The following is a 24983-nucleotide window of genomic DNA, read 5'->3' as shown; positions in this document are numbered from 1 at the left end:
GAAAATACTGTCTTTTGGGTCACGGAACTTAGAACTCATTCCCTTTAATATCCCTGAAAAGACCAGCTCCTTATTGCTCTGGGCAACATCTTTATAGGTTTTATATTCAATGAGTTTATTGCTTAAAATTCGTCAGAACGTTCCACAGCTACAGTCTATTAAAAAATCTCTTCAGACACGTGCTGGTCAAAAAATACCTCACATGTTGATCAATGCATCGGATCTATTTTTTAGAGGTCCTGAAATTGCCTTGTCAGGAAAAACACCTTTTGACGTGATCTATAAGCATGAAATTATTAGCTTACGCCATTATAGAAACGAAGCCGATATCTCTACACCTAAACACCGTGTTCCTTTAGTGATTGTTCCGCCATTAGCTGTGAACATGCTCATTTATGATTTGTTTCCTACTCGCAGTTTTATACGCTTCTTTTTGGCACAAGGGTTTGATGTCTATTTAATTGACTGGGGTGTGCCAACCCGTCACCAAGCAAAATACAATTTCGGCACTTACATTAAAGTCTTTATGCCTCAAATGCTAAAGCAGGTCCGCATGCACAGTGGTCAGCAACAGCTTTCTTTACATGGGTGGAGCTTAGGTGGTGCACTTTCACTCTGCTATGCCGCATTATTTAAAGATAAAGATATTAAGAATCTAATTATTCTCGCTTCCCCTATCGATACCCATAAAGCGGGTTATATGGGGAAACTTTATGGCAGTCTGACTAAACCTGCCGAATGGGTTCGTAAACATACGCCATTTCGTATTCGCCACCACGTACCAAGTAAGGCATTTCATATTCATGGCTGGCAAAACACGCTAGGTTTTAAATTAACAGACCCGATTGGAAATTTGAAAACGTATTGGGAACTTTTTAAGAATCTTGATAACCGAGAGTTTATTGTCGACCATGCAACCTCAAGTTCATTCATCGATAATATGCTCGCCTATCCGGGCGGTGTTATGCGTGACATTATCCTCCGTTTCTGGATTGATAATGAACTATCCAATGGCGTAATTAAATTCGGCGAACTCACAGCCTATCTAAAAGATATTCAATGTTCAGTACTCGCAGTCGGCGGCAGCACAGACATTATTGTGACTGCTGATGCTGTTAAGCCACTTATGACTTTGATTAGCAGCCAAGACAAAACCTTTAAAGTCGTTCCAGGTGGTCATATGGGTGTCGTCTCTGGAAGCCAAGCCCCTACTGCGGTTTGGCCAGAAATGAGTCATTGGTTAGCTACGCGTTCAGATTAGCTCACTCGCACATCATCAAACCAGTGTAGCCATATCTACACTGGTTAATATTCAAACTTTGCGAAACTATTTTGTTTATCTTTATTTATGTTGAAACGTATTTTTCTACGAATTTTTAAAATATAGAGATACTATAAATATATATTAGTATTTCAATTCACAAAAAAGTATTTAAATTATCCAAAAAATATAAATTTTATTTATTAAAAATATATTTTAAGAATAAAATATTTTATCAATCGTTAAAAATTATTCAAACAAAGTATCTGCCATCAAATTAATATTTTTCATTTTTAAAATTATCTTTATCAAGTAGATGTTACTTTTTGTTATTTATGTAAAGCTCATCTTAACAATAAAATCAAATAAGTATTTGTTAAATATAAATTTTTAATTAATTTTATTTTGTAAATTTCGTCTATTTTTTATACAAATGTAGGTAATTTCTCACAATCATGTAAGCCAAAACCTACAACACAACTAATTGTTTTTCTTATAATTAATTTCAGTACATATAAGCACTCTTTACTATTAAATAGAAAGCTGAGTATTAATAAAGAGATCTGGAGAAACGGTAACGTTATCTTTATTAATATAAAAACTCTTAATAATAGAAAAAGAATCTCAAAAAATTAATATGTACTATCTTTCCTCTGGAAACAGAGGAAAGATCTTTTTTTAATCATCAGATAGGATATAGAGAATGTTTATTGCAAAAAATATATTTGTATATTTACTATCAATGTTAGCTTTATGCTTAATGATTATTTTCTTTAATTATCTTGGAATGAACGAGACGATTAACCTTCTGCTCTCTTCAGCACTTTTTGGCATATTTATTACTTGGTATTTCAAAGGTAGCGGACTATGTCTCGCCTTATTTAGCTTTTTTTACTGGGCAATGTTTGTAATTAGTCAAAGTTTAGAGGTGATATGGATGCTCGCCAGTTCAGTCATTGTCTATCTAGTGATGACTAAAATGATTCCTAAACTCAAGACCATCCATATCGGTGTTATAGCTAAAAAGGGTTCACCCCACGCTTAACCATACCTACTTTCTTAACTGTATTAATTTTGCTTTGTTCAGCACGTAATAACTCATTTAAGAAAATTTTTAAGTTTTGCTCATCAAGACAAATGGGATTAAAACTAGTTTGTCCCATATTTAAGAAGAAAGATTCAATATTTGTATTACGCTGTACATATTTCATTGACCAACGCTGAAAAGAGTTCTTCTCGATGGAATATGTGCACAACCATTTAACATTGTAGTGTCTTTGATCATCTTTAATTCTTTCAAATAATCGCTCCACTAACTCTTGTTCACCTTCTAAACATTGAAAGAAAGCATTATCAGCATAATAGAGCACACCACAAATTTGATTCAAATCATTGAAATTTCTAGCTTCTGTTAAAATATCACGTAAATCTTGCAATAAATCTTCATTTTTTTCGTTTCGTTGACTGGCATAACACAGGCGAACGTTCATTAACAATTCCGTGAAATATAAAATTTCTTTATCTAAAGATTTTTCAATCTAACACATATCTCTTCCTGATAATTTATATTTCACCCCTACATTCAATATATGCTCCAAACAAACAACCGATAAGACAATAACCAAACTTATTAGACTTACAAACGATTAGGTGTAAAACAAAAAAAGCCCTCTTATAGAGGGCTTTTATAGCTTGTAAAAGAACAATAAAATTTTTTTTAAGCCTAAAATAAAAAAAAGCACTAAATAGTGCTTTTTTTCTTACTGAAATATTATTGTGGAATAATATTTACAGCATTTGGGCCTTTTTGACCTTGAGTAACAGTAAACGTTACACGTTGACCTTCGTGCAAAGTTTTGAAACCTGAACCAGAGATCTCTTTGAAGTGTGCAAACACGTCTGGACCATTGTCTTGTTGAATGAAACCGAAACCTTTAGTTTCGTTAAACCATTTTACTGTACCGCTTACTGTATTAGACATGATATATCCTACTGATTTCTAATATTTTAGTATCATTTAATAATGACACTAACATAACTTTGAAAAAAGAATAACAAATTGAGTTAAGATCTTAAAAAACGAAGGATTATGACTAAAACTACGATACTTTAAAGAAGATTTACTAACAAGACTTTTTTCTAGTTAAGAGCATGATACCTGAAATAAATTTCTATTCAAGCTTTTTATGAGAAAAATTTTATAAATTATAATAAAAAACCCAAAAACAATAACTTAATAGTGCAACTAAAACTTAGTATATTCCCTACCTAACCAACAACTTACATCCAATTAGATAAATTGTAGAAGAATAGAAAGATCAGCACTTAGAACGCATGAGATGACTGAATAAAAAATATAAAAAAGACTTTAAATAATTTGAATTTTAGAAATTCAGGCAATAAAAAAACTCCTAAACAGGAGCTTCATTTTTAAATCATTGGCAGAGGATCAAGGACTCGAACCTTGACGAACGGTTTTGGAGACCGTCATGCTACCATTACACCAATCCTCTATATTTATGATTAAACAACTAATGATTTAATCATAAAAAAAGCAAGAACATCGTCTTGCTTCTTTTAATGGTGGGGGCGAAGAGACTCGAACTCTTACACCTTGCGGCGCTGGAACCTAAATCCAGTGCGTCTACCAATTTCGCCACGCCCCCATCTGGGACATTTATTTAAAATAAATGTGGCAGAGGATCAAGGACTCGAACCTTGACGAACGGTTTTGGAGACCGTCATGCTACCATTACACCAATCCTCTTCCAAAACATAGATGACTTAACATCTACATTAACTCTAAGTTTTAACTTAAAGTGGTGGGGGCGAAGAGACTCGAACTCTTACACCTTGCGGCGCTGGAACCTAAATCCAGTGCGTCTACCAATTTCGCCACGCCCCCGATGGCTGTGTATATTAGCGATAAGATCTAACAGTGACAAGTGTTTTTTTTCTAAAAAAAACTGACCGTGTAAATTGTATACAGATACTAGATCAATGATTTTTATAAGTTTGAATGTGCTTTTAAACAATTCATCGCTTCAAACACGTTTGCAAACCTATTTTTTTGTTGTTTTTGCAATAAACCCGAAAGTAATGGATAAAAAATCATAAATTTCGCGGGTAATTGAATGGTTAAATTTTGACAATGCAATACTGCCCACTCATAGTAACTCCTTGCTTCTAAGCGAGTTTGAGTTAACCATTCATATAGAACGACACCAAATGCGTATAAATCGCTTTGTATATCCTTTGAAGCACCTCTAAACAGTTCTGGAGCCATATATCGTGGTGTAGCATCCATTCTTAAATCTGAGCTCGATATAAGTCGGGCTTTCTCAAAATCAATCAAATAAGGATTTTGCTCAAACTTTCGAAAATGTTCTTTCTTAATATCTCCATGAATCCAACCAAATTCATGAAGTTCTGCGAGCTTATCTAGTGCGGACCAAATCGTATGATATACATCTGTTAAATCTGCTTCATGAGACAATGAACCAAACCACAAATCAGTATTAAGTAAAACTAAAACTTTACCTAAAGAATGGTTTAATTGAGGAATGGCACTAACTTCGATTAAGTTATGAGGTAAAAGCCACGCAGGTTTCTTATGAGTAATTTCTTCGTAAAACAATTGTTCATGAATGAAATCTTGCACACTTTGAACATCTGTTTCAGGTAAATGATATTTTAACCAATAGTCTTTGTTATCTATGCTGCATGTCCATAGATACCGCCCTAAAGCGGCACTCGCAGGTTTTGTCACACTTTTTAAGTTTTGTATATGCGAAGCAAAATCATGCTTCAGCATAGTAAGACTCTGGCTGTTGTTGCTTTTCTTCAAAACGCAAAACTTCTAAACAATGTTGAATCGTCTTGCCAATACGAGCATGGGTCTCAATCGAAGAAATTTTTGGCCAAGTCGCACGTTCCCCTTCTCGCTGTAAGCGTTTAAACAAATGTGGACGTGGGTTTTGCAAAGTATAGGTATAGTGACTCAAGCCATATTTAGCAATGATATTCACATCACCATAATAACGCTGCCCCATTACCCCATAGCCATGATCAAGTAATCGTCTAATCGGAGAAATAGAACCAAGTCTTTGACGTGTAAAGTCCATAAGTCCCATGGATAACACTTTACCTTGACGTCTTAAAATCCGTTCAGGCCAACTTAAAACATCTTTACGAAAGCGGTCTGCATCATTTTGCATAAATGGAACAATATGCGGGTTCACCTGACTGGCAATGGTATAATTTAAATTATAAAGTCGGGCCATTCTTTCTTGCGGAAAATCATTTCTTACACTGCCATCTACCCATTTTGTGTTTGCCATGTAAGGTGTATGTTCACCGTCATAACGTTTGCTGGTTAAACGTACGGGTGGAAATAGCACAGGTACAGCACATGAAGCCAACACAGCACTCCACACTAAAACATTAGGCGTCATAATCGCATTCATGATGCGCGGATTTTCTGTTGCATCATACGGCGCAACTGCCACATTAATGTTTAAACCAGATTTTTTAAAAGCCTCTTCAAATGTGAGATCACCCAGATTTTCAACAAGGAACTTTTTCAAATAGTGCACATCGGCAATTCCACCATTTCCTTTAATGAGTTCACGAAGTTTTCTAAAATGAAAAGCATCACTAAAGAATTGTTCTCCATTTAATAAATTTTGAACATCTTCACTAGCAGAAGTTCCGAGCATGCCCGTCATAATTGCCCCTGCACTTGAGCCAGACAACACTTTAGGCATTAAATCTTGTTCAATTAAAGCTTTACAAACCCCAGTGTGAAAAAGGCCTAAAGTTGCTCCACCTGAGAACATAAGGGCTGGTTGTCCATATGCTTTTTCACAATTCTCAAAAAACTCAATTTTTTCTTTTCTTTGGAAGGTAATACATTCACTTGAAGCAATATAAGCCAAGCTTTGGCTAACTTCTTCAATATAATCTTCAATTAACTTTTTCGTTCCCACATGCGTTGCAGCAAACAACATAGGGTGACCAATATTTGCAATATCGTAAGTTAGACCTTCTTTGAGTAAATAAATAAGATCTAGCGTTCGATGTTGCTGACGATATCTTTTCAGTAAAGTGTATCTATAAGAAATGAGCTCTGCATCGAAGTAAGGCGAACTATTATCAAATTTCCACTCTTGCACCCCTGTTTCTTCATCTAGTTTTAATGCAAAAGATTTCCATTCTTCATAAGATTCAGCCATGTCTAACTGACGTTGTAATTTTTTGATACGGTAGGCCTGATGCGGATTCATATCACTGCGTATTTTTTCAAACATATTTCGTCCTCATCTTCACAGATGATTTTACTGAATAGACATAACAACACTATGCGCGGTCTGAAGATTTCAATCAATTGCAAAACCGATAAACTGTATAGACAATAACTTTTTTGTCAGCCTGTTAATTTCGGTGTTAGTATCCTAGTAAATTACTGTTTAACATGATTGACTTACCATGGCTACCATTGATTTACCAGATAATTTAGTTCAAACATTATCACTTGTATTAAATCAGTTACAGCAGGTCTTACCTGAACCTAAACAAGAAACAGATTTTAATGCACCTGCTTTTAGATGGGAAAATCAGCAACTTAAAGCCATCTATACACCCAAAAATATTTATCTTGATGACCTAAAAGGCATTGAACGTCAGAAAGAGAAAATCATTCAAAATACTTTGCAGTTTTTAAATGGTCTACCCGCAAATGATGTGCTTTTAACTGGCTCGCGTGGTACAGGCAAGTCATCTATTGTGCGTGCTTTATTGACTGAGTATGCCCCGCAAGGATTGCGTTTAATTGAAATTGAGCGTGATGACTTAGCAGATTTACCTAAAGTTCAGAAACTCATTCAAAACCGACCTGAAAAATACATCGTGTATTGTGATGACTTAGCTTTCAATGCTGAAGATGAAAATTACCGTAGTTTAAAAAGTGTATTGGATGGTTCATTACAGTCTGGTTCAAGTAATTTTATTATTTATGCAACCAGTAACCGCCGTCATTTGTTACCAGAATTTATGCATGAGAATACGCCTGTAACCAAGGTTGATGTACCTCAATATACCGAACTACATCCTCAAGAAGCAATTGAGGAAAAGATCTCTTTGTCAGATCGTTTTGGCTTGTGGTTATCTTTTTACCCAATGGACCAGAATTTATATTTAGAAATCGTGGAGCATTACATTCATAAGGCAAACATGGCTTTTAATGACGAAGTTCGCGCTGAAAGTTTGCGTTGGTGTCAAATGCGTGGTCAACGTTCAGGACGTGCTGCATATCAGTTTTCTAAGCACTGGATTGGTTTAAATGGCTTAAAAGAGTTGTCTAACAATTAAACAAAATGTCCCGCAAAGCCTTAGCTTTGGCCTGAAAACCGCTTAGTTTTGATAGTTGTTTTTCATAACCTAAAACAAAGATAGTCCTATCCTCATTTAGGTTTATATATGAAAAAACAATTGCCCAAAATTTCTATAGGCAGCAAAGTTTTAGGTCAAAGCTTATTGCTCGCGCAAAGTGTTATAGATAAAGCAGAAAAATACTCAACTCTTCCTTTTTCACAGTCTCATATTATTCAGCCTCGAGTTGATGAAAAATATTATAGCTGGACACATTACGGCATCTTTTTCCCACTTTTGCCTGAGCCACATCGCTATTTAAATATTATGATTTTATTAGGCACACCCAGTGCTCTTGCATTTGATCATGATGACATAATTCATGGAAATCCTCGAAAAACAGCGACTTTCTTTTCAAGTACAGCCGCAGTAGAGAAAGCTTTGCTTAAGGCTTATATCATTCCTGAAGATACAAAAATTAATGAAGATGGAAGCTTAATCGAACTAGGTCAAGAAATTTCAATTCAAGGAAAATTCCCAAAAATTCATATTAATGGACACTACGAGGGTCTTGATTTCGACTTTGATATTGATGTTACCTCTCATGTTTCATGGTTTATAAAAACACCGATTTATGATCATTTTAGTTTATTGGCAAAATTTAAAGGTTTCTTAAGCTATCAAGCAGAACGTATTGAAAGTGAGGGACTTTGCACTTATGAATATGCTCGAGCAGTTGGGGCTCATTCTATCGCAAATAAACTTATTCCTGATGCTTATAAACTGCCGCTTGATTTTTTTACTTATCAAATTATCAATTTAAATGAGACCACTCAACTTCTTCTTACCAAAGCAGATATTGCAGGTCAGACAGCAGCTTATACTTTGCATATTAGATATCTTGATCGACCTGCAGAAGTTTATACAGATGTCAGTTTTGATATTATTTCTCACCAAGTTGATGATTACATCTCACCGACTGGACAAAAGATGCGACTTCCTAAATTCTTTTCGTGGATTGCTCGAAATGAAGCTAAACAAATTATTTTAAATATTCAGGCAGAAATTGACTGCCCACTCCGCTATGGTCATGGGCGAGGTTATGCAAGTAGCTATATATTTACCGGTAATTATTTCGGTAATGAAGTTCAAGGCCGTGGTTATATCGAATATATAGATATTGAAAACCAACAAGCCTTTGAAGATGAATAGTTTTACTCAGGAATAGACAACTCAGTCATTGGCCAACGTGGTGTTGTGGTTACAGCTAAACCATCATGTTGGCCTGCTTTTAAGCGTTGATAACCTGCAAAAGCAATCATTGCCCCATTATCAGTACAAAGAGCAGGTTCTGCGTAATAAACTTGTGCCTTAATTTTAGCCAATGAAGTTTCCAACTGTTCACGTAATCGTAAATTAGCGCTTACTCCACCTGCAATAACTAGACGCTTAAGTCCAGTTTGCTTTAAGGCTTTTACTGATTTTTTTACCAAGGTATCTACAATTGCTTCTTGGAATGACGCAGCAATGTCAGCATCTCTGTTTTCACCATTCAATTTTTTCAATTGCACAGAAACAGCTGTTTTTAAACCACTAAAAGAAAAATCTAGACCTTGGTGAAGCATTGGTCGTGGAAATTCAAATGCTAATGGATTACCACTTAAAGCCAATTTCGCAATATTAGGACCACCCGGGTATGGCAAACTCATCATTTTTGCAACTTTATCAAAGGCTTCCCCAGCTGCATCATCAATAGATTCACCCAAAAGTTCATATTGACCAATACCGTGAGCTGCCATTAATTGTGTATGCCCACCTGAAACCAATAAAGCAACAAATGGAAATTCGGGTGGTTGACTTGAGAGTAAAGGTGCCAACATGTGCCCCTCCATATGGTGAACACCAATGGCAGGTTTATTTAAAGAAAAAGCTAAAGTTCTTCCAAATAAAGCCCCTGTCATTAAGGCTCCCATTAAGCCAGGACCACGTGTATAAGCAACAGCATCAATCTCTTGTTTTGTTACACCACTTTGCTCAAGCAATTGATTCATTAAAGGAATTAATTTTCGAACATGGTCTCGAGAAGCAAGTTCAGGTACTACTCCACCATATTCGGCATGAAGTTTAATTTGGCTATAAAGAACCTGTCCCCGCAAGCCGAGTTCGCTATCATAAAGTGCCAACCCTGTTTCATCACAAGAAGTTTCCAAGCCTAAAACAATCATCAAAACTGCCTTTTATATGAGTCAAAATATTGCAATCGCTATTATAGACTTGTGATATGAGTTGTAAATGAGTAAAATACTGACCTTCACTTGTGATCCGGCACAATAGTGTGCTTGATCTTATCCATAATCTAGAGGATTTTACATGCCACAAGTTAAGTTGAAAGAAGGCGAACCAGTTGACGTAGCTATCCGTCGTTTCAAACGTTCATGCGAAAAAGCTGGTGTTTTAGCTGACGTTCGTAAACGTGAATTCTACGAAAAACCAACTCAAGAACGTAAGCGCAAAAAAGCTGCTGCAGTTAAACGCTACCAAAAGAAATTGGCTCGCGAATCTGTACGTACTACTCGCCTTTACTAATTAATTTGTGATTGACTGCTGAATTATGACTACTTTAAAAAACCAAATTACTGATGCATTAAAAACTTCTATGCGTGCCAAAGATATGGCAACAGTGACGGTTTTGCGTAGTCTACAAGCAGCAATTAAGCAAATCGAAGTCGATGAGCGCATAGAGCTTGGCGACGCTCAGGTTCTTGCGGTCATTGAAAAGCAAATTAAACAACGTAAAGAATCGATCAAAGCCTTTGAAGGTGCTGGTCGTGATGATTTAGCTAGTAAAGAACAAGCCGAAGCTGAGATTTTATCTCAGTTTCTACCAGAAGCTATGACTGAGGAAGAGCTTGATTCTCTCATTGAGCAAACGATTTCTGCTCAAGAAGCAACTAGCATGAAAGATATGGGTAAGGTGATGAATTCTCTACGTCCGATCATAGCCGGGCGTGCCGATCCTTCTGTAGTTTCAGCAAAAATTAAAGCTAAATTAGCTTAATCTCTTCTTTTAAATTCTATATTCCCTCAAACCAAAGTTCCTTTTAGTTTGGGCGTGTTTATATATTTGAAGTTTTTGAAAGATATATTTTCAAATTTTCATTCTTCGCTCATCTTGCATTTGTTTCAATCTACTGTCTATTCTAGCCGACATTGCTTGATTGTCTTTTGCTAATCGTTGAGCATGCAACATCGATTTAATCGCATTCTCTTCACTCCCCGACCAATATTCGGCTTCTGCTCGATAGCGTAAAACATTGACTGCTCTCAATGGTCCTGTCTTGTCCAAATTAGCAGCCTGCTGCAAAAATTGCCAACCTTGGATATCTCTTGGGTTTTTATTGATAAACCGCTGAACAAGAGTTTGAACCTGTCCAAATTTACCTTGGCGTAGCAACACTTCAGCCAACTTATAACTAAAAGCCCTATTTTCAGGCATAGTCATTTGTGTAGAAGCAATTGAAGTATAGGCTTGATCCAACTTGTTTTGCCCCAGATAAATATCGGTCTGCAAGAGTGTAACAAGAGGTTTTCCACTAGATTTGACTTGATCTAAAGTAGATTGCGCCTGTGCATAATCACCTTGTTTTACATAAAAAGCTGCCAAAGCAATAAGACCCGCAATATTTTTTTGTGAGGCTAAACTCTGTAGCTGGTTTTCGGTAGCCTGATTTGAAACTACCATTGTGTACCATTTTAAAATTTCAAAATCAGCATCATATATGCGATTTTTGACTTTAGGCATCTGGTTCGCACGAAGTCGAGCTTCACTCATGCGTTCGGTCGTCAGTGGATGGGTCAGCCAAAAATCTGGTAAAAAACTTACCCGACTAGTTGCACGATGCATTGTTTCAAAATAGTCTGCCATACTTTGCGGGTTATAGCCCGCTGCATACATATATTGCATGCCAATACGGTCAGCTTCACGCTCCTGATTTCGACTATATGTTAACTGGCTATCCATTAATGCAGCCTGCGTTCCTAACATCACTGCTGCTCCAGCATCTCCACCACCCTGTGCAGCTATGGCAACACCAGCTAAAAGCCCAGCTAAACTTAATAACGTTTGGCCCTTAAAGGCTTCCTCTGAACGACTAAAATGTCTTTGGGATACGTGTGCAATTTCATGTGCCATCACCCCAGCAATTTCATCAATATTGCGAGCTGAAGCAATAAGTCCTGTATTAAGCGCAAATAGACCACCCGGAACAGCAAATGCATTGATTTGTGGATCTTTAATAACAACTAGACCAATAGGCTGACCAAGTTGAGTCTCACTCAAAATACTTGAAAATACTTGAAAAAATTGGTCTTCGAGCCAGATATCTTGGATAACGGGCATTTGTTTATGAACTTCACGGAAAACTTTTTCACCAATAAATTTTTCTTTTTGTTGATCAAGCAAACCTATTCCACTTCCGATATTCGGAATCTCTACCTGATTCGCAGATGGCTGTGGGTCGAAAGACTGTGCATACGAAGCATTTGCTATAAAAGTCGCACTTAAAATAACTGGCAAAAATCTCAAAAGTTTTTCTCTATTAAAATTAAACCATAAAAAAAGCCTATTGATGTAAACCACAAAAATTGGTTTTCAATCAATAGACTTTTACTATATCACTCGAAATCGACTAGTTTTGCAATGAAGTGTTATTAATCACTTATATAAAGTTTTGGTTTACCAAATATCTAGGTGTTTTATCTTCTAAAGCTTCAACCAAATTTCTATAGGCAAGATTTGCCATTTTTTTACGGGTTTCAGCAGTAGCCGATCCCACATGAGGCAAAGTCACTACATTCGGTAATTTAAAAAGTCCCGAATCTTGTAAAGGTTCTTTTTCATACACATCTAAGCCAGCAGCAAAGATCTGATTTTGCTGTAAAGCTTCAATTAAAGCTTGCTCATCAACTACTGAACCACGGGCAATATTAATAAAAATAGCGTGCTTTTGCATAAGCTTAAACTGCGCTTTGCCCATTAAGGCTTTCGATTCATTATTTAAATCAACTGCAGTGACTACAAAATCAGACTGCTGTAGCAATTGATCCAGACCAAGATATTCTGCATTTAATGGCTCAGCCAATTCAGGCTTTTCACGACGATTATGGTAAACAATATTCATGTTAAATCCATAAAAACCACGACGTGCAATTGCAGCACCAATATTGCCAAGTCCAATAATACCTAATGTCTTTCCAAAAACATCTAAACCGAACTGCTGAGGCCCTACCGTTCTTTTCCATTCACCTTGTTTAATCCAATGATCCAGAAAAGGTACTTTTCTAGCAGCACTTAGTAATAATGTAAAAGCAAGATCAGCTGTTGTTTCAGTTAAAACATGGGGGGTATTTGCTAACCAGATTTTTCTTTGGTTTAAATAAGCCACATCATAATTGTCATAGCCTACCGTTACAGATGAAATAATTTTTAGTTTTTGAGCAGGCGCAAGATTTTTTTCATTCAGTACTCGCCCCGCACCAATCATCCCATCAGCATCTACAACGTGTTGTCTTATTTGTTCATTAACATCACCCAATTTTGGGTTAAGAACGACAACATGATAATCCTGTTGTAATCGAGATAAAATTTCTTCATCAATTTGGCTAAAAACTACAACTTTTTTCATGTAAATCCCTACTACTCGTTGTTATCTTGCATTAATTTCCACAGCCTTTTTTTAAGGAGTGGTTTCTCCAGCATTTCTTTTAAACTTGCCAAATAGATGATATTGGCATGCTGAATATAAGAACATTCACCAAGACATAAGATCTTTTTATCTGCTGCAACAGCATCCAAGAAGCCTTGTATATATGAACCAGCTCCCCGCTGATCTTGATACGCAGCTAAAGGAAAAGGCCATTTTAGTTCAGCATACTGCCCTATTTTCGCTTTTTGTATGTTATTCCAAAGCTGTTTTTCTTCTTCACTTAAATTTGTAACATCTAAAAAAATAATACATTTTTCAAGAGAAAAAGCCTGCAACTCAAATGATGCAATTTTAATGGCAGGTGCTTGCACTTGATTGCGAGGTTCTATAACAGGTTGAGCCTGTATTGAAACTGGCGCTACAATTTCAGGCTCAATTTTTGGAATATCGTTAACTTTTGGCTTTGCTGGCTGCTCAAGAACCATGGGTTCTATAGAGGGTAGTATGATCGGTTCTGGTTCTTCTACAACATGATCTCGCCAAAGGCTTTGAGCATTATTTTTTTGGCACACCTGTGTCTTAGGAATCCATACATCAATCCCTAAAGTCGCCAATATATTTCTTTGCTGCCCAATCATGTTTAAATCAATACCTCTGCTTAAGCTACATTCTAACGGGCTTGAGTTTTTTTTTCAGTGTTTTATTTCGTTCAGCTGTTTTTATAATCGTAGATGTCTTTTAAATAATCATCACACTATTTCTTTTTTGCATTTGCTCAACAATTTCTTCTGTCTCAAAGCCAAATCGCCAATAAAGTAATTCAAGTACATCTAGTTCGTCTTGTGTGATAATACGATCACTCCACAAGCACATTTCTGCAATCGCAAGAATACTAAGACGGTCACGCAATAATAAACCTGCAATGTCATTTAAAATTTCAGCCAAATCTAAAGGCTCGTCTGAAATCTCATCATAGACATACATTTCATCTGGATTAAGTAGCGAACGCAAAATACGTTCACGTACTTCTAACTGATTTGGACTATTAATTTGCTGGACATGAAGCAAGGCATCAATTAAACGAACAATTTGAGGTTTTACTTCTTCAAATGCTGTTGGCAAATGTAACGGCATTAAATTCAACTCATATTTAACCCGCTCCAGCAAAAGCGCATCTAGCAAACCAATCTCACCATCTTCTTGAATAATAAGCGCTAGTTTTGTTAGAAATTGTCGCGCAATACTTGCCGGCATATGCCCAATGTTTTTACAAGCATCATGAAATATCTGAATATGGATACGTCCATCAAGATTTAATAAAGCATCAATAATGGCATGGCTAACTGGTGCATCTTTAGGGATGAATTCTCGATATTGGCGAATCATCAAAATAGCAACCATCACCTCGCGGGAACCCGTAGCAGTTTGTAGTGCACGCTGAATGAGCTCAGGACGCTTTTTATTGCGACGCACATCACTACTAAGAGGCTTAATGGCATCATTTAATGCAAAACTAATGGGTGACAACCTTAATAAAGGCAAAGGCTGTGGAGATGACCACGGAACATAAATTTCTTTTTCAGATTCTTCTAAAAAATGAAATAAACTAAATAACGGACGATTGCGAAGCTTTTTTAAATTTTCTAATTGTAAATCTTGTAGCAAAGTCGGATTTAACTCATAAATACGCTCACGAATACTTGGGTGAATATTCATCCAACTTTGCGGACTCAGTGAGTTAGCAAAACACATATGCGCGATTGATTCAGAATAGGCACTATGAATTTGTGAGCCAGAATGGTGAACATAAATACGCAACAAAGTCTGAGTATTAGCACTATTTTTTAATAATCGTACCGTTTTTTGGTCATTACGAAATGTGCGTCCACTTAAAGTTAAATATTTAATAAATCGGGTAATTAATACGCCTAGGCTTCCAGCTAGCCAAATAACACCACCCACTGCAACAAAGACTGTTTCAAATTTATGTTTATAACCTGGACTGTAGCGTTTAAAACCTTGTTTCGCTAATTTACTGCCCCACTGACTAAATGTCGTTAATCCACTATATAAAATCTTTAATTTAGTATTTTCAACAGCTTCACCTGACAAAATCTGATTAAACTCATGGCCCAACAAACCATATAGTTCAAGTTTATCCAGATTTTGCAAAGCTCCCCATGTTAAAATGATCACAATATCTTTAGGGTGAAAACCTGCTGTAAGCGCATTTACGCCTACTTCATCAGGCAAAACATATAAGGTTGGAACTTTAAGCGAAAAATTTTGCGCCAAATATTCAGTAATTTTTAATGCTTCAAGCTCCTCAGGTGTACTTTCTTCTTTTACTAAACGACGCGCTTTCAGTTGTTTTGCTAAAGAATGTCCACCTTTACGCAAGATATAAAGTTCAGTAACTACCGACCAAACCATAATAAAAAGCAATAGCGCGACGAAATATGGACTTAAGGTGTGCCACCAGATAGGCTGACTATAATCAAAAAAATGGACGAGTAAACCTAAAATTAAATTTAAGATAAAAATAGTAAGCAGCACAGCAACCAAACACATAGTGATGGACCATGCCATATTCTTATTTTCGATTAGATAGTGGCTTACTTCTTTCAATGTAAATATTCCCAATTACATTGTTAGTTTTCATCATAAAAGAAAAAAGCGGGAAACACCCGCTTTTTTCAGCTATTTCTATTCTTCTTTAATGCCTGTTAAATCTACAGAAGCAGCGTCAACATTCACATCAATGTAGCCATCTTTTTTCTTTTTAGCAGAATCATTACGCTTCTGCTCCAAATTATTTAGATAAGCACCATCAATATCGCCTGTTACATAAACGCCATCAAACACAGAGCAATCAAACTCAGTTAGATCAGGTACCTTGCTAGTACGTACAGCATTTTTCAAGTCTTCCAATTCTTGGAAAACTAAACGATCAGCACCAATAATTTCCTGGATCTGTTCTACACTGCGTTCTGAAGCAATAAGCTCAGCTTTAGCAGGCATATCAATACCATAAACGTTTGGATACATCACTTTTGGTGCTGCTGACGCAAAGTATACTTTTTTTGCACCAGAATCACGTGCCATCTGGATAATTTCGTTACAGGTTGTACCGCGTACAATTGAGTCATCAACTAGTAAAACATTCTTACCTTTAAACTCAAGTTCTACAGGGTTTAATTTCTGGCGTACTGATTTTTTTCGTTGTTGCTGACCTGGCATAATGAAGGTACGACCGATATAACGGTTTTTCATAAAACCTTCACGGAACTTCACACCTAGAATATTTGCAAGTTCTAATGCTGAAGTACGGCTCGTATCCGGAATTGGAATAACCACATCAATATCGTGGTCCTCACCCCAGTCACGTAAAATTTTATGGGCAAGTTTTTCACCCATTTTTAAACGAGCTTTATAAACTGAAATTCCGTCAATAATGGCATCAGGACGTGCAAAATAAACATATTCAAAAATACATGGACGGTATTTTGGATTAGCTGCACATTGTCTTGAGAACAATTCACCATCTGAATTGATGAAAATTGCTTCACCTGGTTCAATATCACGCTCAATTTTGAAACCAAGTGCTGTAATAGCAACTGATTCAGAAGCGATGATGTATTCCATCTCGCCTTTTTCAGTCATACGTGAACCATAAATCAGTGGGCGAATACCGTTTGGATCACGAAAACCAACCAAACCATGACCAGTAATCATTGCCACTACGCCATATGCACCTAGACAGCGCTCGTGTACACGAGAAACGGTGTGAAAGATATCATCTGGTGTAGGATTTAAAGTACCGTTCTTTTGCAACTCATGCGCGAATACGTTCAAAAGAACTTCTGAGTCAGAGTCTGTATTCATATGACGTAAATCTGTTTTAAACAGGTCATCATGAATATCTTCGGCATTGGTTAAGTTACCATTATGTGCAAGTGTAATACCGTAAGGTGAGTTCACATAAAATGGTTGTGCTTCAGCACTGCTAGCAGAACCAGCAGTTGGGTAACGTACATGGCCAATACCATAATTACCAAGTAATGCTCTCATATGACGAGTATGAAAAACATCACGCACCATACCGTTATCCTTACGAAGGAAAAGACGGCCTTCATGGCAGGTTACTATTCCAGCTGCATCTTGCCCACGATGTTGCAACATCGTTAAAGCATCAAACAACATTTGGTTCACTGGCGATTTACCGGCTATACCAACAACTCCACACATAGCAACCTCGCAGACAAGCTAGGAATTAATAAAAAGGATTCTTTGTCGAATGGTCGGATCGGTTTTCTAAATCTTCCGATTCGTCCATTGGTTTTGAAGGGGTGCTTGATGCACTACCTCCAGATGTTATTTGATGAAATGCCTCACTTGCAGCATCTTTAGACAATTCAGTTGCTAAAGGTGCATAAGGCAGTAAAAATTGTATAAGTACGGACTGTTTCCAATTTGGTGAACTTTCAACCCAAGGCCCAACGCCTTGCATTGTAATCAACACAACCAACAAGCCCTTTAAGGAACCAAAAGCACCACCTGCTAAACGATTTAATGGCCCCAATTTCAGACTTTTCAAGAGGCCATTTAAAAATGCAGTGACGATCCATGTTAAAACAATGATCATAAGTGCTATAAATGCAAAAGCTGCAATTTTTTGAACAACCGGATCATGACTCAAACCAGACATGGACGGCGCAAGAAGGACAGCATATTTTGCACCCATAATTAATGCAATGATCCATCCTACCAAGTTCGCAAAGGCTTTGATAAATCCTTGTCGCAAACCGTTTAGCCCCCCAATGAGCAAAAGTATCAGAATAATGATATCAATTGTGTTCATATTCACTTAAGTCATGGCTGCAACACATTGTTTTACTAATATAGGACCGGTGTAAATCAATCCGCTATAGATTTGTACTAATGTTGCTCCAGCTTGCTGTTTGACTGCTGCTTGTTCACCCGACAAAATTCCACCCACGCCAATCAACGGGATTTGTCCTTTTAACGTTTGGGCAAACAAACGTAAGCATTCGGTACTTTTTTCAAAAACAGGCGCACCTGATAATCCACCCGATTCGTTACCATTAGGAAGGTTTTCTACACCATCTCTAGATAAAGTCGTATTGGTAACGATTAAACCATCAATCTTAAATTGCAATAATTGTGCTGCAATAAACTCAACATCTTCAACTGTTAAATCAGGTGCAACTTTTAAAACTAAAGGAACATAATGGTTATATTGCTCGGCAAGCTCAAGTTGTCTTTCTTTTAATGTTTGCAATAATTCAGTTAATGCATCACCACTTTGTAAACTTCTTAAGTTCTTAGTATTTGGAGATGAAATATTAACAGTAATATAAGAGGCGTAGTTATAAACTTTCTCAAGGCAAATTAGGTAATCATCTACAGCCTTTTCTACAGGCGTATCTGCATTCTTACCAATGTTAATGCCTAGAATTCCTTTAAATTTTGAAGCTTTAACATTCTCAACAAGGTTATCAACACCATCATTATTGAAACCCATGCGGTTAATAATGGCTTTAGCTTCAGGAATACGGAACAATCGTGGCTGTGGATTACCCGACTGAGGTCGAGGTGTAATTGTTCCAATTTCAATAAAACCGAAACCCAGTCCGGCTAAAGAATCAATATGTGCACCATTCTTATCAAGTCCAGCCGCCAAACCTACCGGATTTGGAAATTCAATTCCCATACAGGTTGTTGGTTTTGATTCTACGCTTTGACGTAGTAGGCCGAACTTATGTGCTTTATCAAGCATAGATAATGTTAATTCATGGGCACGCTCTGGTGCTAAACTAAACAACATCGGGCGAGCAAGTGAATATAACATACCAATCACAGTCTACTGATTTTAGGTAGGCATATTATAGGCACAGGCAGCACAAAACACCATGCTTAAGAACACCATATTTTAATATGTTATTGAACCGTCGCTGTTAATTTAATCTGTCCGTCACTTGAAACCATTTCCATTTTTTGAATACTTAAGCCCATTTGTGCAAGTTGGGTTAAAAAGTTCGCTAAAATTGCATAATTCTGATGAGTAACAATAATTTGTAACTGCTCACCATTTTGTTGAGAAGTGACCGTTAAGCCTTGCTGCTGAGCTACACGTTGTATTTTTTCCGATTGACCCAACTCAAGTTCATTTGCGGGTTTCATGGTAACCGCATTGCTCTGCATCCATACCATCAAATCTTTTAAATCATTTAACCGTTGTTGCTGTTGCTCTGCCAAAGAATGCATTTTCCAAAGTGATGCTCCTACAATAGCCACAACGACAAAGATTGTAGTAAAGACCACCATAATACGTTCACGTACAGTTAAGCGATCCAAATATTGAACGATCTGTTCAACCCACTGATCAAAGCGGTTTTGCAATTGAGTTATCATTTTCATTATTGTATTTTCACCACCCCGATTGCCCCACCACCATCGGCTTGAACATTACCGAGCTCTGCTTTGAATCCCTGCTGGTTAAGTTGCTGAGTTAAAGCTTGCAAATCATCTGCCGACTTTGCTTTTAATGCCATTGTTAATATTGATGCATCATAATTTAACTGCTGAGCTAAAATTTGTCTTTGCATTAAAATAGGCCCAACACGACTCAATAAAGAAAGTGCTTGTGTATCACCTTGCTTACTCATGCGTAAATGACTTTCAAATTGACTTTTTATATTCTGCTCATTCACACGACTAGAAGAACCAAACCAATATTTATATTGCTCTATTGTCTGCTCAGCGGTTTGATTAGCCACACTTTTTAACTTTACCCAGCGCAACAAATCATAGCTAAACTGAACCACTATAATTGCTAAAATAACAGCAGCACATGCTTTCCAATACCCTGAAACCGTTTGCTCTTGCCCTTTAGCTTTAGGTAGAACATTAAAAGGATGCTGTTTAGGTTTATCTAAAGCCTGAAATTGATAAATAAATTCTGAACGCTGCTCAGCACTTGATGCTGCCATCAAGCTTTCTAATTGCTCTGATGTCAAACCACTATATTGATAATGTGTTTCAACCGGCTGGAACTCTAAAAATAATCCCAGATCATCTAGCGAATTACCGACCCATTTACTTTCACGCACAAGTAATTTCTGGTCAATATTACATAAGACTACTTGCTGATCTTGAGGTTCCGGTAAAATTAAAAAGTCTGGCAATAAAGCAACGAGCTTAATAGGCAGCAAAGCCATTGCATGTTGCCATGTTTCTACTGTTGTTTTTGCTACTCCTAATACGGTCAATTGATCAGCATGAAAATGGTGAACCACTTTCATATGATCAATCGGCAAAGTCACAAATTCTTCAAGCAAATATTTAACACCATCTGCCCCGAGTTGCTTGTAATGAGACTTCGCCATGTGCTGCTGGAGTACCTGAGCATGGCGACTAGGGAAAAAGATGACAGCTTCTTTTCCTTGATGTAGTTGCAGATCTTGTATTAATTGATCAAGACTTGCTGCCTGCAACCAGTTTTCTCCGTTAGACCAATGCCATATTCCATTGGTTTCAGGCATCCATAAATACAGCATAATGGGCTAAATGACCTTTTTAATTATATTGTGGGTACAAAACTATTTTTTTGTGTTGATAAACCAGTTGCAATCACAGCCTGATCATAAATTCGAGCTTCGGCAAGTGCAAATGGATTAAAGTTTTCATGAGTCAGTAGTTCAGCAATATGCCCTACTACATTCATATGACACACGACTACAATTGACTCATACGGAACCTGAGACAACCACTCAACCGCCTCTTTCGCATTATCGTCCGGTTTAATTTTATCGCATAACAGCACGGGAACATCTTTAAAATAAGTTTGAATATGCGCTAATGTTTCTTGAGCACGCAATAATGGACTCACTACAAAAATATCAGGCTTAACAATATCTTTTAAAAATGTTGCTGTCTGTTCAGCTTGAGCATGCCCACGAGCAGTAAGTGGACGTTTAGTATCATTACCATTGACTGGAGGAGCAGCTTCCCCATGACGAACTAATGTCAGTTGCATAAATATTCCTTGTTAATAATTCTTGCATTATAACCGTAATTTATGACATTTCTTCTTCAGACTTCATGATGAGGTAAAACAAACTCAACATCACTACGGTGCCCATTTTTCATAAGAGATAAGGCAATATTTAAAGGAGGCGCCCCCTCAAAGATAACTTCATATAAAGCATTGGTAATTGGCATATATACGTCTAATTCTTCTGCTTTACCGCGCACCTGAACAATTGTATTAATTCCTTCAGCGGTTTGCCCCAATTCTTTACTCGCTTGGTCAAGTGTTTTACCTGAACCCAAAGCATAACCAATTTGATAATTACGGCTTAATGGACTATTACAGGTTGCAAATAAATCACCCACACCAGATAAACCCAAGAAAGTAAGTGGATTTGCACCCTGCTTTACCGCGAAACGGCTCATCTCAGCCAAAGCACGCGTTAAAATCATACTCTTGGTGTTTTCACCAATTTTGTAAGCTGCACCAATTCCCATTGCAACGGCGTAAATATTTTTAAGTGCTCCACCCAGTTCAACACCATGTACATCATCACTACCAAAAACTCGGAATAACGCACTATGCAGAGCATGCTGTACAGCATAACGAACGAGTTCAGAATCGCTGGCAATAACAGTACCAGATGGCATTCCCGCCATAATCTCCTTAGCGAGGTTTGGTCCAGACAATACCCCATAAGGAACTTCTGGCAACTCTTCACGAATAATATCGCTCATGAAGCTAAAAGTTTTAGCCTCGACACCCTTGGTTAGAGAGACAATCGCTTGTGCAGTAATAAAAGGAGCAATTTGTTTTAAGACATCACGAAATGAATGGCTAGGAATGGCCACTAAAATAATATCTCGATCACATACTGCTTGTTCAAGGTCTGACACAGCACGTAATGAGGACTCTAAAACAAAGTCTGGCAAATAACGTTTATTAATATGGGTTTTATTGATTTCTTCGGCTGTATCAGCATCACGAATCCAGATCATGGTGTCGCAGCCATTACGTGCAGCTAAATTCGCCATAGCCGTACCAAAACTGCCTCCACCTAAAACAGTAATACGTAATGCTGTTTTTTTATCGACCGCAACAGGTTCCACTAAATCTGTAAACTTAAATTCAGTCATGCTTTATTATCCTATTTCTTACTTCTACAGACTTTTATGCCTGCCAAACTTTTACGAATTCTTTACTATCAATATCTGCACGCGGCGCAATCGCTTTAGCTGCCGTACCCACATAAATAATACCTGAGATTAAATCGTGTGGTTGCAATCCTAAATGCTGTTTTAACCAGTTTGATTCGACAACAGCACCACTACGCCACATGGTAGAAAAACCTTGCACTTGTAAAGACAATAAAAGGTTTTGTACGGCAGCCCCAGTACTTAAAATCTGTTCAAAATGTGGAACTTTAGGGTGATCTTGCAGCTGCGTAAGCGCCAAAATGAGTAAAGGCGCGCGGAAAGGATGTTGCTTCACTCGCTCAAGCTGTGCTGAGTCGGTTTCACCTAAATCAGCCAAAGCTTTTGCTAAAACCTCACCAAAAGCACCACGTTGTTCAGCCTCAATAACGACAAAACGTGTTGGTTTAAGTCTATGGTGGTCAGGAGCAGTTAAAGCAGCTTGAAAAGCCAACTCTAGTTGATCTGCATTTGGAGCAGGCTCAATCAATTGACCAATAGATTGACGTTGGTGAATATTCTGATGAATTATCTGTATTGCTGAATCCGTCATTAATATTGATCTAACTCAAAAAATTCAAAATAGATTAGCATAATCTACAGATAATCCACCATTGTATCTAGAACATAAAAATAACGAGTTCGTGCTTTGACATTTTTTTAAGACAAAACATCAAAACTTATACAACGTCTTCAAAATCAATTAGAAAACTTGTGTTCAAATAGTGAGATCTTTTGACGATTAGCGATATTAGGTGAAACATGAAAAAAATAATTTTAGCGAGTGCGTTGAGTAGTGTTGTTTTATTACTAGGTGCTTGTGCCACTACGCCTAAGAACACTCTGGCAGTTCAAAAAGAAAATAATCAATTTGAAGTCACAGGTATTGGTAAAACGAATCTAATTGCAAAAAATAATGCGATTACTGCAGCTCAAAAAACTTGTTCAAAAAGCACGAGTCCTGTTGTAGTAGATGAAAAAACAACATACAACGGTGTATTAAAAGATGTTGTAAGCGAAAAAACTGGCCAAATGGTTGAAGCAGCGGCTGGTGTAATTGGCACTTTAACTGGTAAAAATGCATCACTTGCAAAAGATGATGATTATCAAACAACCCTTACCTTCTATTGTAAAATTAATTAATCAAAAAAAATCCCAATCAGTTGATTGGGATTTTTTTATTAGCAATAACCGTCTAGACGGGTTAATGGCAATTTCTTACCAATTGCTTTTTCAATTTCCGGCAAGTAAAAAGCATCATCTTCAGATAAGAAACTAATACTTACACCTTGTGACCCAGCACGACCTGTACGTCCAATGCGATGTACATAATCATCTGATTGCTCAGGCAAAGTATAGTTGATCACATGAGATACGCCATCAACATGAATACCACGGCCTGCAACATCAGTTGCAATCATGACGTTATTTTTACCCTGCTTAAACTGCTCTAACATTTTTAAACGTTTATCTTGAGCAATTTCACCTGAAAGCATACCGACCCGATATCCATCTCTCTTTAAATGATCATAAAGACGGCGCACTTGATCACGTCGATTCGCAAAAATCATAACTTTATCGATAGGCTCTTCACGCAAAATATCTTGTAGTAAACGATATTTATCTTGTTTAGCGACTACATAAACGCGCTGCTCAACATCGTTGTTAGTTTTTTGCTCAGGTTCAATCTCAACAGTGATTGGTTCAAACAACCATTGTCTTGCCAAATTAAGCACATCATAACTAAAAGTAGCCGAGAACATGAGCGTTTGGCGTTGTTCCTTACGTGGGGAATAACGCACAATACGTTTTACAGAAGGAATAAAACCCATGTCCAATAAACGGTCAGCTTCATCGATGACTAAAAATTCAATTTGATCGAGCCAAACTTCTTTTTGTTCTACAAAATCAATTAGACGCCCAGGAGTAGCAACGATGATGTCGACAAAATTAGCATCTAACTGTTTCTTTTGCTTATCGAAATCTACGCCACCCAACAGTGTCACGATGTGTAAATCTGAAAATTTTGTGAGTAACTTTGCATCGCTTTCGATTTGCAATGCCAATTCACGCGTAGGCGCCAAAATCAAAGCACGTGGCTCACCACGAAAACGCTGCTCTTGAATCGGATTATGTAACAAGTCATTAATTACACTAATAAGGAAAGCAGCAGTTTTACCTGTTCCTGTTTGCGCTCTACCAATCGCATCATGCCCGCCCAACGTATATTTTAAAACCTTTTGCTGAATCGGGGTCATTTGCTTAAACCCTAAAGCATCAATCGCCTTTTTAAGTTGCGGATGTAAATTCAAGGTTTCAAAACCAGATGTCATAAATACGTGCTCTAACAAACAATCTCTCTAATGAGAAGATCATTATAAACAAAAACGCCCCAATTCAAA

25 protein-coding genes and 4 tRNA genes are annotated in these 24983 nt (G+C 37.2%); 7 read left to right on the top strand and 22 right to left on the bottom strand.

Features of this window, described 5'->3' with window-relative positions:
• Window positions 1-109 precede the first annotated feature (109 nt).
• Together MJX77_RS11745 and MJX77_RS11740 are read left to right on the top strand one after the other, a co-directional pair.
• The gene (locus MJX77_RS11745; protein ID WP_252059135.1) at window positions 110-1261 is read left to right on the top strand and encodes an alpha/beta fold hydrolase; all 1152 of its coding nucleotides are present in this window, start codon (window positions 110-112) and stop codon (window positions 1259-1261) included.
• 703 nt (window positions 1262-1964) lie between these two features.
• On the top strand, window positions 1965-2306 hold the full coding sequence (locus MJX77_RS11740; RefSeq protein WP_252059134.1) for a hypothetical protein: 342 nt from the start codon (window positions 1965-1967) through the stop codon (window positions 2304-2306).
• On the opposite strand, the gene MJX77_RS11735 is transcribed toward MJX77_RS11740, so the two are convergent.
• The 8 genes from MJX77_RS11735 to MJX77_RS11700 all read right to left on the bottom strand — a co-directional run bounded on the left by MJX77_RS11735 (window position 2281) and on the right by MJX77_RS11700 (window position 6570).
• Complete coding sequence (locus MJX77_RS11735) at window positions 2281-2751, bottom strand: AnBLUF65 family BLUF photoreceptors (RefSeq protein ID WP_252059132.1); 471 nt, start codon at window positions 2749-2751, stop codon at window positions 2281-2283. The two genes, MJX77_RS11740 and MJX77_RS11735, sit on opposite strands and share 26 nt — an antisense overlap.
• 281 nt (window positions 2752-3032) lie before the next feature.
• Complete coding sequence (locus tag MJX77_RS11730; protein ID WP_003650775.1) at window positions 3033-3242, bottom strand: cold-shock protein; 210 nt, start codon at window positions 3240-3242, stop codon at window positions 3033-3035.
• A gap of 458 nt (window positions 3243-3700) precedes the next feature.
• A tRNA-Trp gene (locus MJX77_RS11725) sits at window positions 3701-3774 on the bottom strand.
• A 68-nt stretch (window positions 3775-3842) separates the two neighbouring features.
• Window positions 3843-3927: transfer RNA gene (locus MJX77_RS11720), tRNA-Leu, on the bottom strand.
• 27 nt (window positions 3928-3954) lie between these two features.
• A tRNA-Trp gene (locus MJX77_RS11715) sits at window positions 3955-4028 on the bottom strand.
• Window positions 4029-4081: 53 nt separating this feature from the next.
• Window positions 4082-4166 (bottom strand) — tRNA-Leu (locus MJX77_RS11710).
• Between the two features lie 102 nt (window positions 4167-4268).
• On the bottom strand, window positions 4269-5075 hold the full coding sequence (locus MJX77_RS11705; protein WP_252059131.1) for a protein kinase domain-containing protein: 807 nt from the start codon (window positions 5073-5075) through the stop codon (window positions 4269-4271).
• Window positions 5062-6570 (bottom strand): DUF3336 domain-containing protein, encoded by a 1509-nt coding sequence (locus MJX77_RS11700; protein WP_005306944.1) that lies wholly within the window; start codon window positions 6568-6570, stop codon window positions 5062-5064. The genes MJX77_RS11705 and MJX77_RS11700 overlap by 14 nt, the downstream gene beginning before the upstream one ends.
• A gap of 178 nt (window positions 6571-6748) precedes the next feature.
• Here MJX77_RS11700 and MJX77_RS11695 point away from each other — a divergent pair, with 178 nt between their 5' ends.
• Both MJX77_RS11695 and MJX77_RS11690 read left to right on the top strand, forming a co-directional pair.
• Window positions 6749-7630: an ATP-binding protein gene (locus MJX77_RS11695; RefSeq protein ID WP_151826862.1), complete on the top strand. Its 882-nt coding sequence runs from the start codon at window positions 6749-6751 to the stop codon at window positions 7628-7630.
• Window positions 7631-7738: 108 nt separating this feature from the next.
• Window positions 7739-8842 (top strand): DUF6670 family protein, encoded by a 1104-nt coding sequence (locus MJX77_RS11690; protein ID WP_252059130.1) that lies wholly within the window; start codon window positions 7739-7741, stop codon window positions 8840-8842.
• Window positions 8843-8844: 2 nt separating this feature from the next.
• Here MJX77_RS11690 and tsaD read toward each other — a convergent pair whose 3' ends face one another.
• Complete coding sequence (gene tsaD / locus MJX77_RS11685; protein ID WP_005306952.1) at window positions 8845-9855, bottom strand: tRNA (adenosine(37)-N6)-threonylcarbamoyltransferase complex transferase subunit TsaD; 1011 nt, start codon at window positions 9853-9855, stop codon at window positions 8845-8847.
• Between the two features lie 145 nt (window positions 9856-10000).
• On the opposite strand from tsaD, the gene rpsU reads away from it, so the two are divergent.
• Complete coding sequence (gene rpsU / locus MJX77_RS11680) at window positions 10001-10216, top strand: 30S ribosomal protein S21 (RefSeq protein ID WP_001136722.1); 216 nt, start codon at window positions 10001-10003, stop codon at window positions 10214-10216.
• 25 nt (window positions 10217-10241) lie between these two features.
• Window positions 10242-10688, top strand: a complete 447-nt coding sequence (locus MJX77_RS11675) for a GatB/YqeY domain-containing protein (protein WP_004791284.1) — start codon at window positions 10242-10244, stop codon at window positions 10686-10688.
• A 90-nt stretch (window positions 10689-10778) separates the two neighbouring features.
• On the opposite strand, the gene MJX77_RS11670 is transcribed toward MJX77_RS11675, so the two are convergent.
• From MJX77_RS11670 to MJX77_RS11615, 12 genes are all read right to left on the bottom strand, one after another.
• Window positions 10779-12206 (bottom strand): M48 family metalloprotease, encoded by a 1428-nt coding sequence (locus MJX77_RS11670; RefSeq protein ID WP_151768201.1) that lies wholly within the window; start codon window positions 12204-12206, stop codon window positions 10779-10781.
• Window positions 12207-12348: 142 nt separating this feature from the next.
• A complete protein-coding gene (locus tag MJX77_RS11665) occupies window positions 12349-13314 on the bottom strand; it encodes a 2-hydroxyacid dehydrogenase (RefSeq protein ID WP_252059129.1) in 966 nt (321 codons plus the stop codon).
• A gap of 11 nt (window positions 13315-13325) precedes the next feature.
• Window positions 13326-13973 carry a hypothetical protein gene (locus MJX77_RS11660; protein WP_252059128.1) on the bottom strand — a complete coding sequence of 216 codons (648 nt, stop codon included), beginning with the start codon at window positions 13971-13973 and terminating at the stop codon, window positions 13326-13328.
• A 100-nt stretch (window positions 13974-14073) separates the two neighbouring features.
• Window positions 14074-15963 (bottom strand): M48 family metalloprotease, encoded by a 1890-nt coding sequence (locus MJX77_RS11655; protein ID WP_005306963.1) that lies wholly within the window; start codon window positions 15961-15963, stop codon window positions 14074-14076.
• A 78-nt stretch (window positions 15964-16041) separates the two neighbouring features.
• Window positions 16042-17583: an amidophosphoribosyltransferase gene (gene purF / locus MJX77_RS11650; protein WP_252059126.1), complete on the bottom strand. Its 1542-nt coding sequence runs from the start codon at window positions 17581-17583 to the stop codon at window positions 16042-16044.
• A gap of 25 nt (window positions 17584-17608) precedes the next feature.
• Window positions 17609-18196 (bottom strand): CvpA family protein, encoded by a 588-nt coding sequence (locus tag MJX77_RS11645; RefSeq protein WP_107882606.1) that lies wholly within the window; start codon window positions 18194-18196, stop codon window positions 17609-17611.
• 6 nt (window positions 18197-18202) lie between these two features.
• The gene (locus tag MJX77_RS11640; RefSeq protein WP_252059124.1) at window positions 18203-19207 is read right to left on the bottom strand and encodes a quinone-dependent dihydroorotate dehydrogenase; all 1005 of its coding nucleotides are present in this window, start codon (window positions 19205-19207) and stop codon (window positions 18203-18205) included.
• A gap of 89 nt (window positions 19208-19296) precedes the next feature.
• On the bottom strand, window positions 19297-19776 hold the full coding sequence (locus tag MJX77_RS11635; RefSeq protein ID WP_013197251.1) for a type II secretion system protein M: 480 nt from the start codon (window positions 19774-19776) through the stop codon (window positions 19297-19299).
• Window positions 19776-20915, bottom strand: a complete 1140-nt coding sequence (gspL, locus tag MJX77_RS11630) for a type II secretion system protein GspL (protein WP_174758720.1) — start codon at window positions 20913-20915, stop codon at window positions 19776-19778. Before gspL ends, MJX77_RS11635 begins: the two co-directional genes overlap by 1 nt.
• Window positions 20916-20938: 23 nt before the next feature.
• Window positions 20939-21394 (bottom strand): SixA phosphatase family protein, encoded by a 456-nt coding sequence (locus tag MJX77_RS11625; RefSeq protein WP_004791265.1) that lies wholly within the window; start codon window positions 21392-21394, stop codon window positions 20939-20941.
• A gap of 56 nt (window positions 21395-21450) precedes the next feature.
• Entirely contained in the window at window positions 21451-22524 is a 1074-nt protein-coding gene (locus MJX77_RS11620) for an NAD(P)H-dependent glycerol-3-phosphate dehydrogenase (protein ID WP_005306983.1), read from the bottom strand.
• Window positions 22525-22558: 34 nt separating this feature from the next.
• On the bottom strand, window positions 22559-23134 hold the full coding sequence (locus MJX77_RS11615; RefSeq protein ID WP_252059123.1) for a nitroreductase family protein: 576 nt from the start codon (window positions 23132-23134) through the stop codon (window positions 22559-22561).
• Between the two features lie 209 nt (window positions 23135-23343).
• On the opposite strand from MJX77_RS11615, the gene MJX77_RS11610 reads away from it, so the two are divergent.
• A complete protein-coding gene (locus MJX77_RS11610) occupies window positions 23344-23724 on the top strand; it encodes a hypothetical protein (protein WP_003650739.1) in 381 nt (126 codons plus the stop codon).
• 38 nt (window positions 23725-23762) lie between these two features.
• Here the strand turns inward: MJX77_RS11610 and rhlB are convergent, their stop codons facing one another.
• The gene (rhlB, locus tag MJX77_RS11605; protein ID WP_004791258.1) at window positions 23763-24914 is read right to left on the bottom strand and encodes an ATP-dependent RNA helicase RhlB; all 1152 of its coding nucleotides are present in this window, start codon (window positions 24912-24914) and stop codon (window positions 23763-23765) included.
• Between the last annotated feature and the right edge of the window lie 69 nt (window positions 24915-24983).

The sequence above is a fragment of the Acinetobacter sp. AHP123 genome (genome assembly GCF_023757925.1).
GTDB classification, from domain to species: domain Bacteria; phylum Pseudomonadota; class Gammaproteobacteria; order Pseudomonadales; family Moraxellaceae; genus Acinetobacter; species Acinetobacter oleivorans.
The sequence above is the reverse complement of the archived record's forward strand: the minus strand, read 5'-3'. Positions and strand labels throughout refer to the sequence as shown.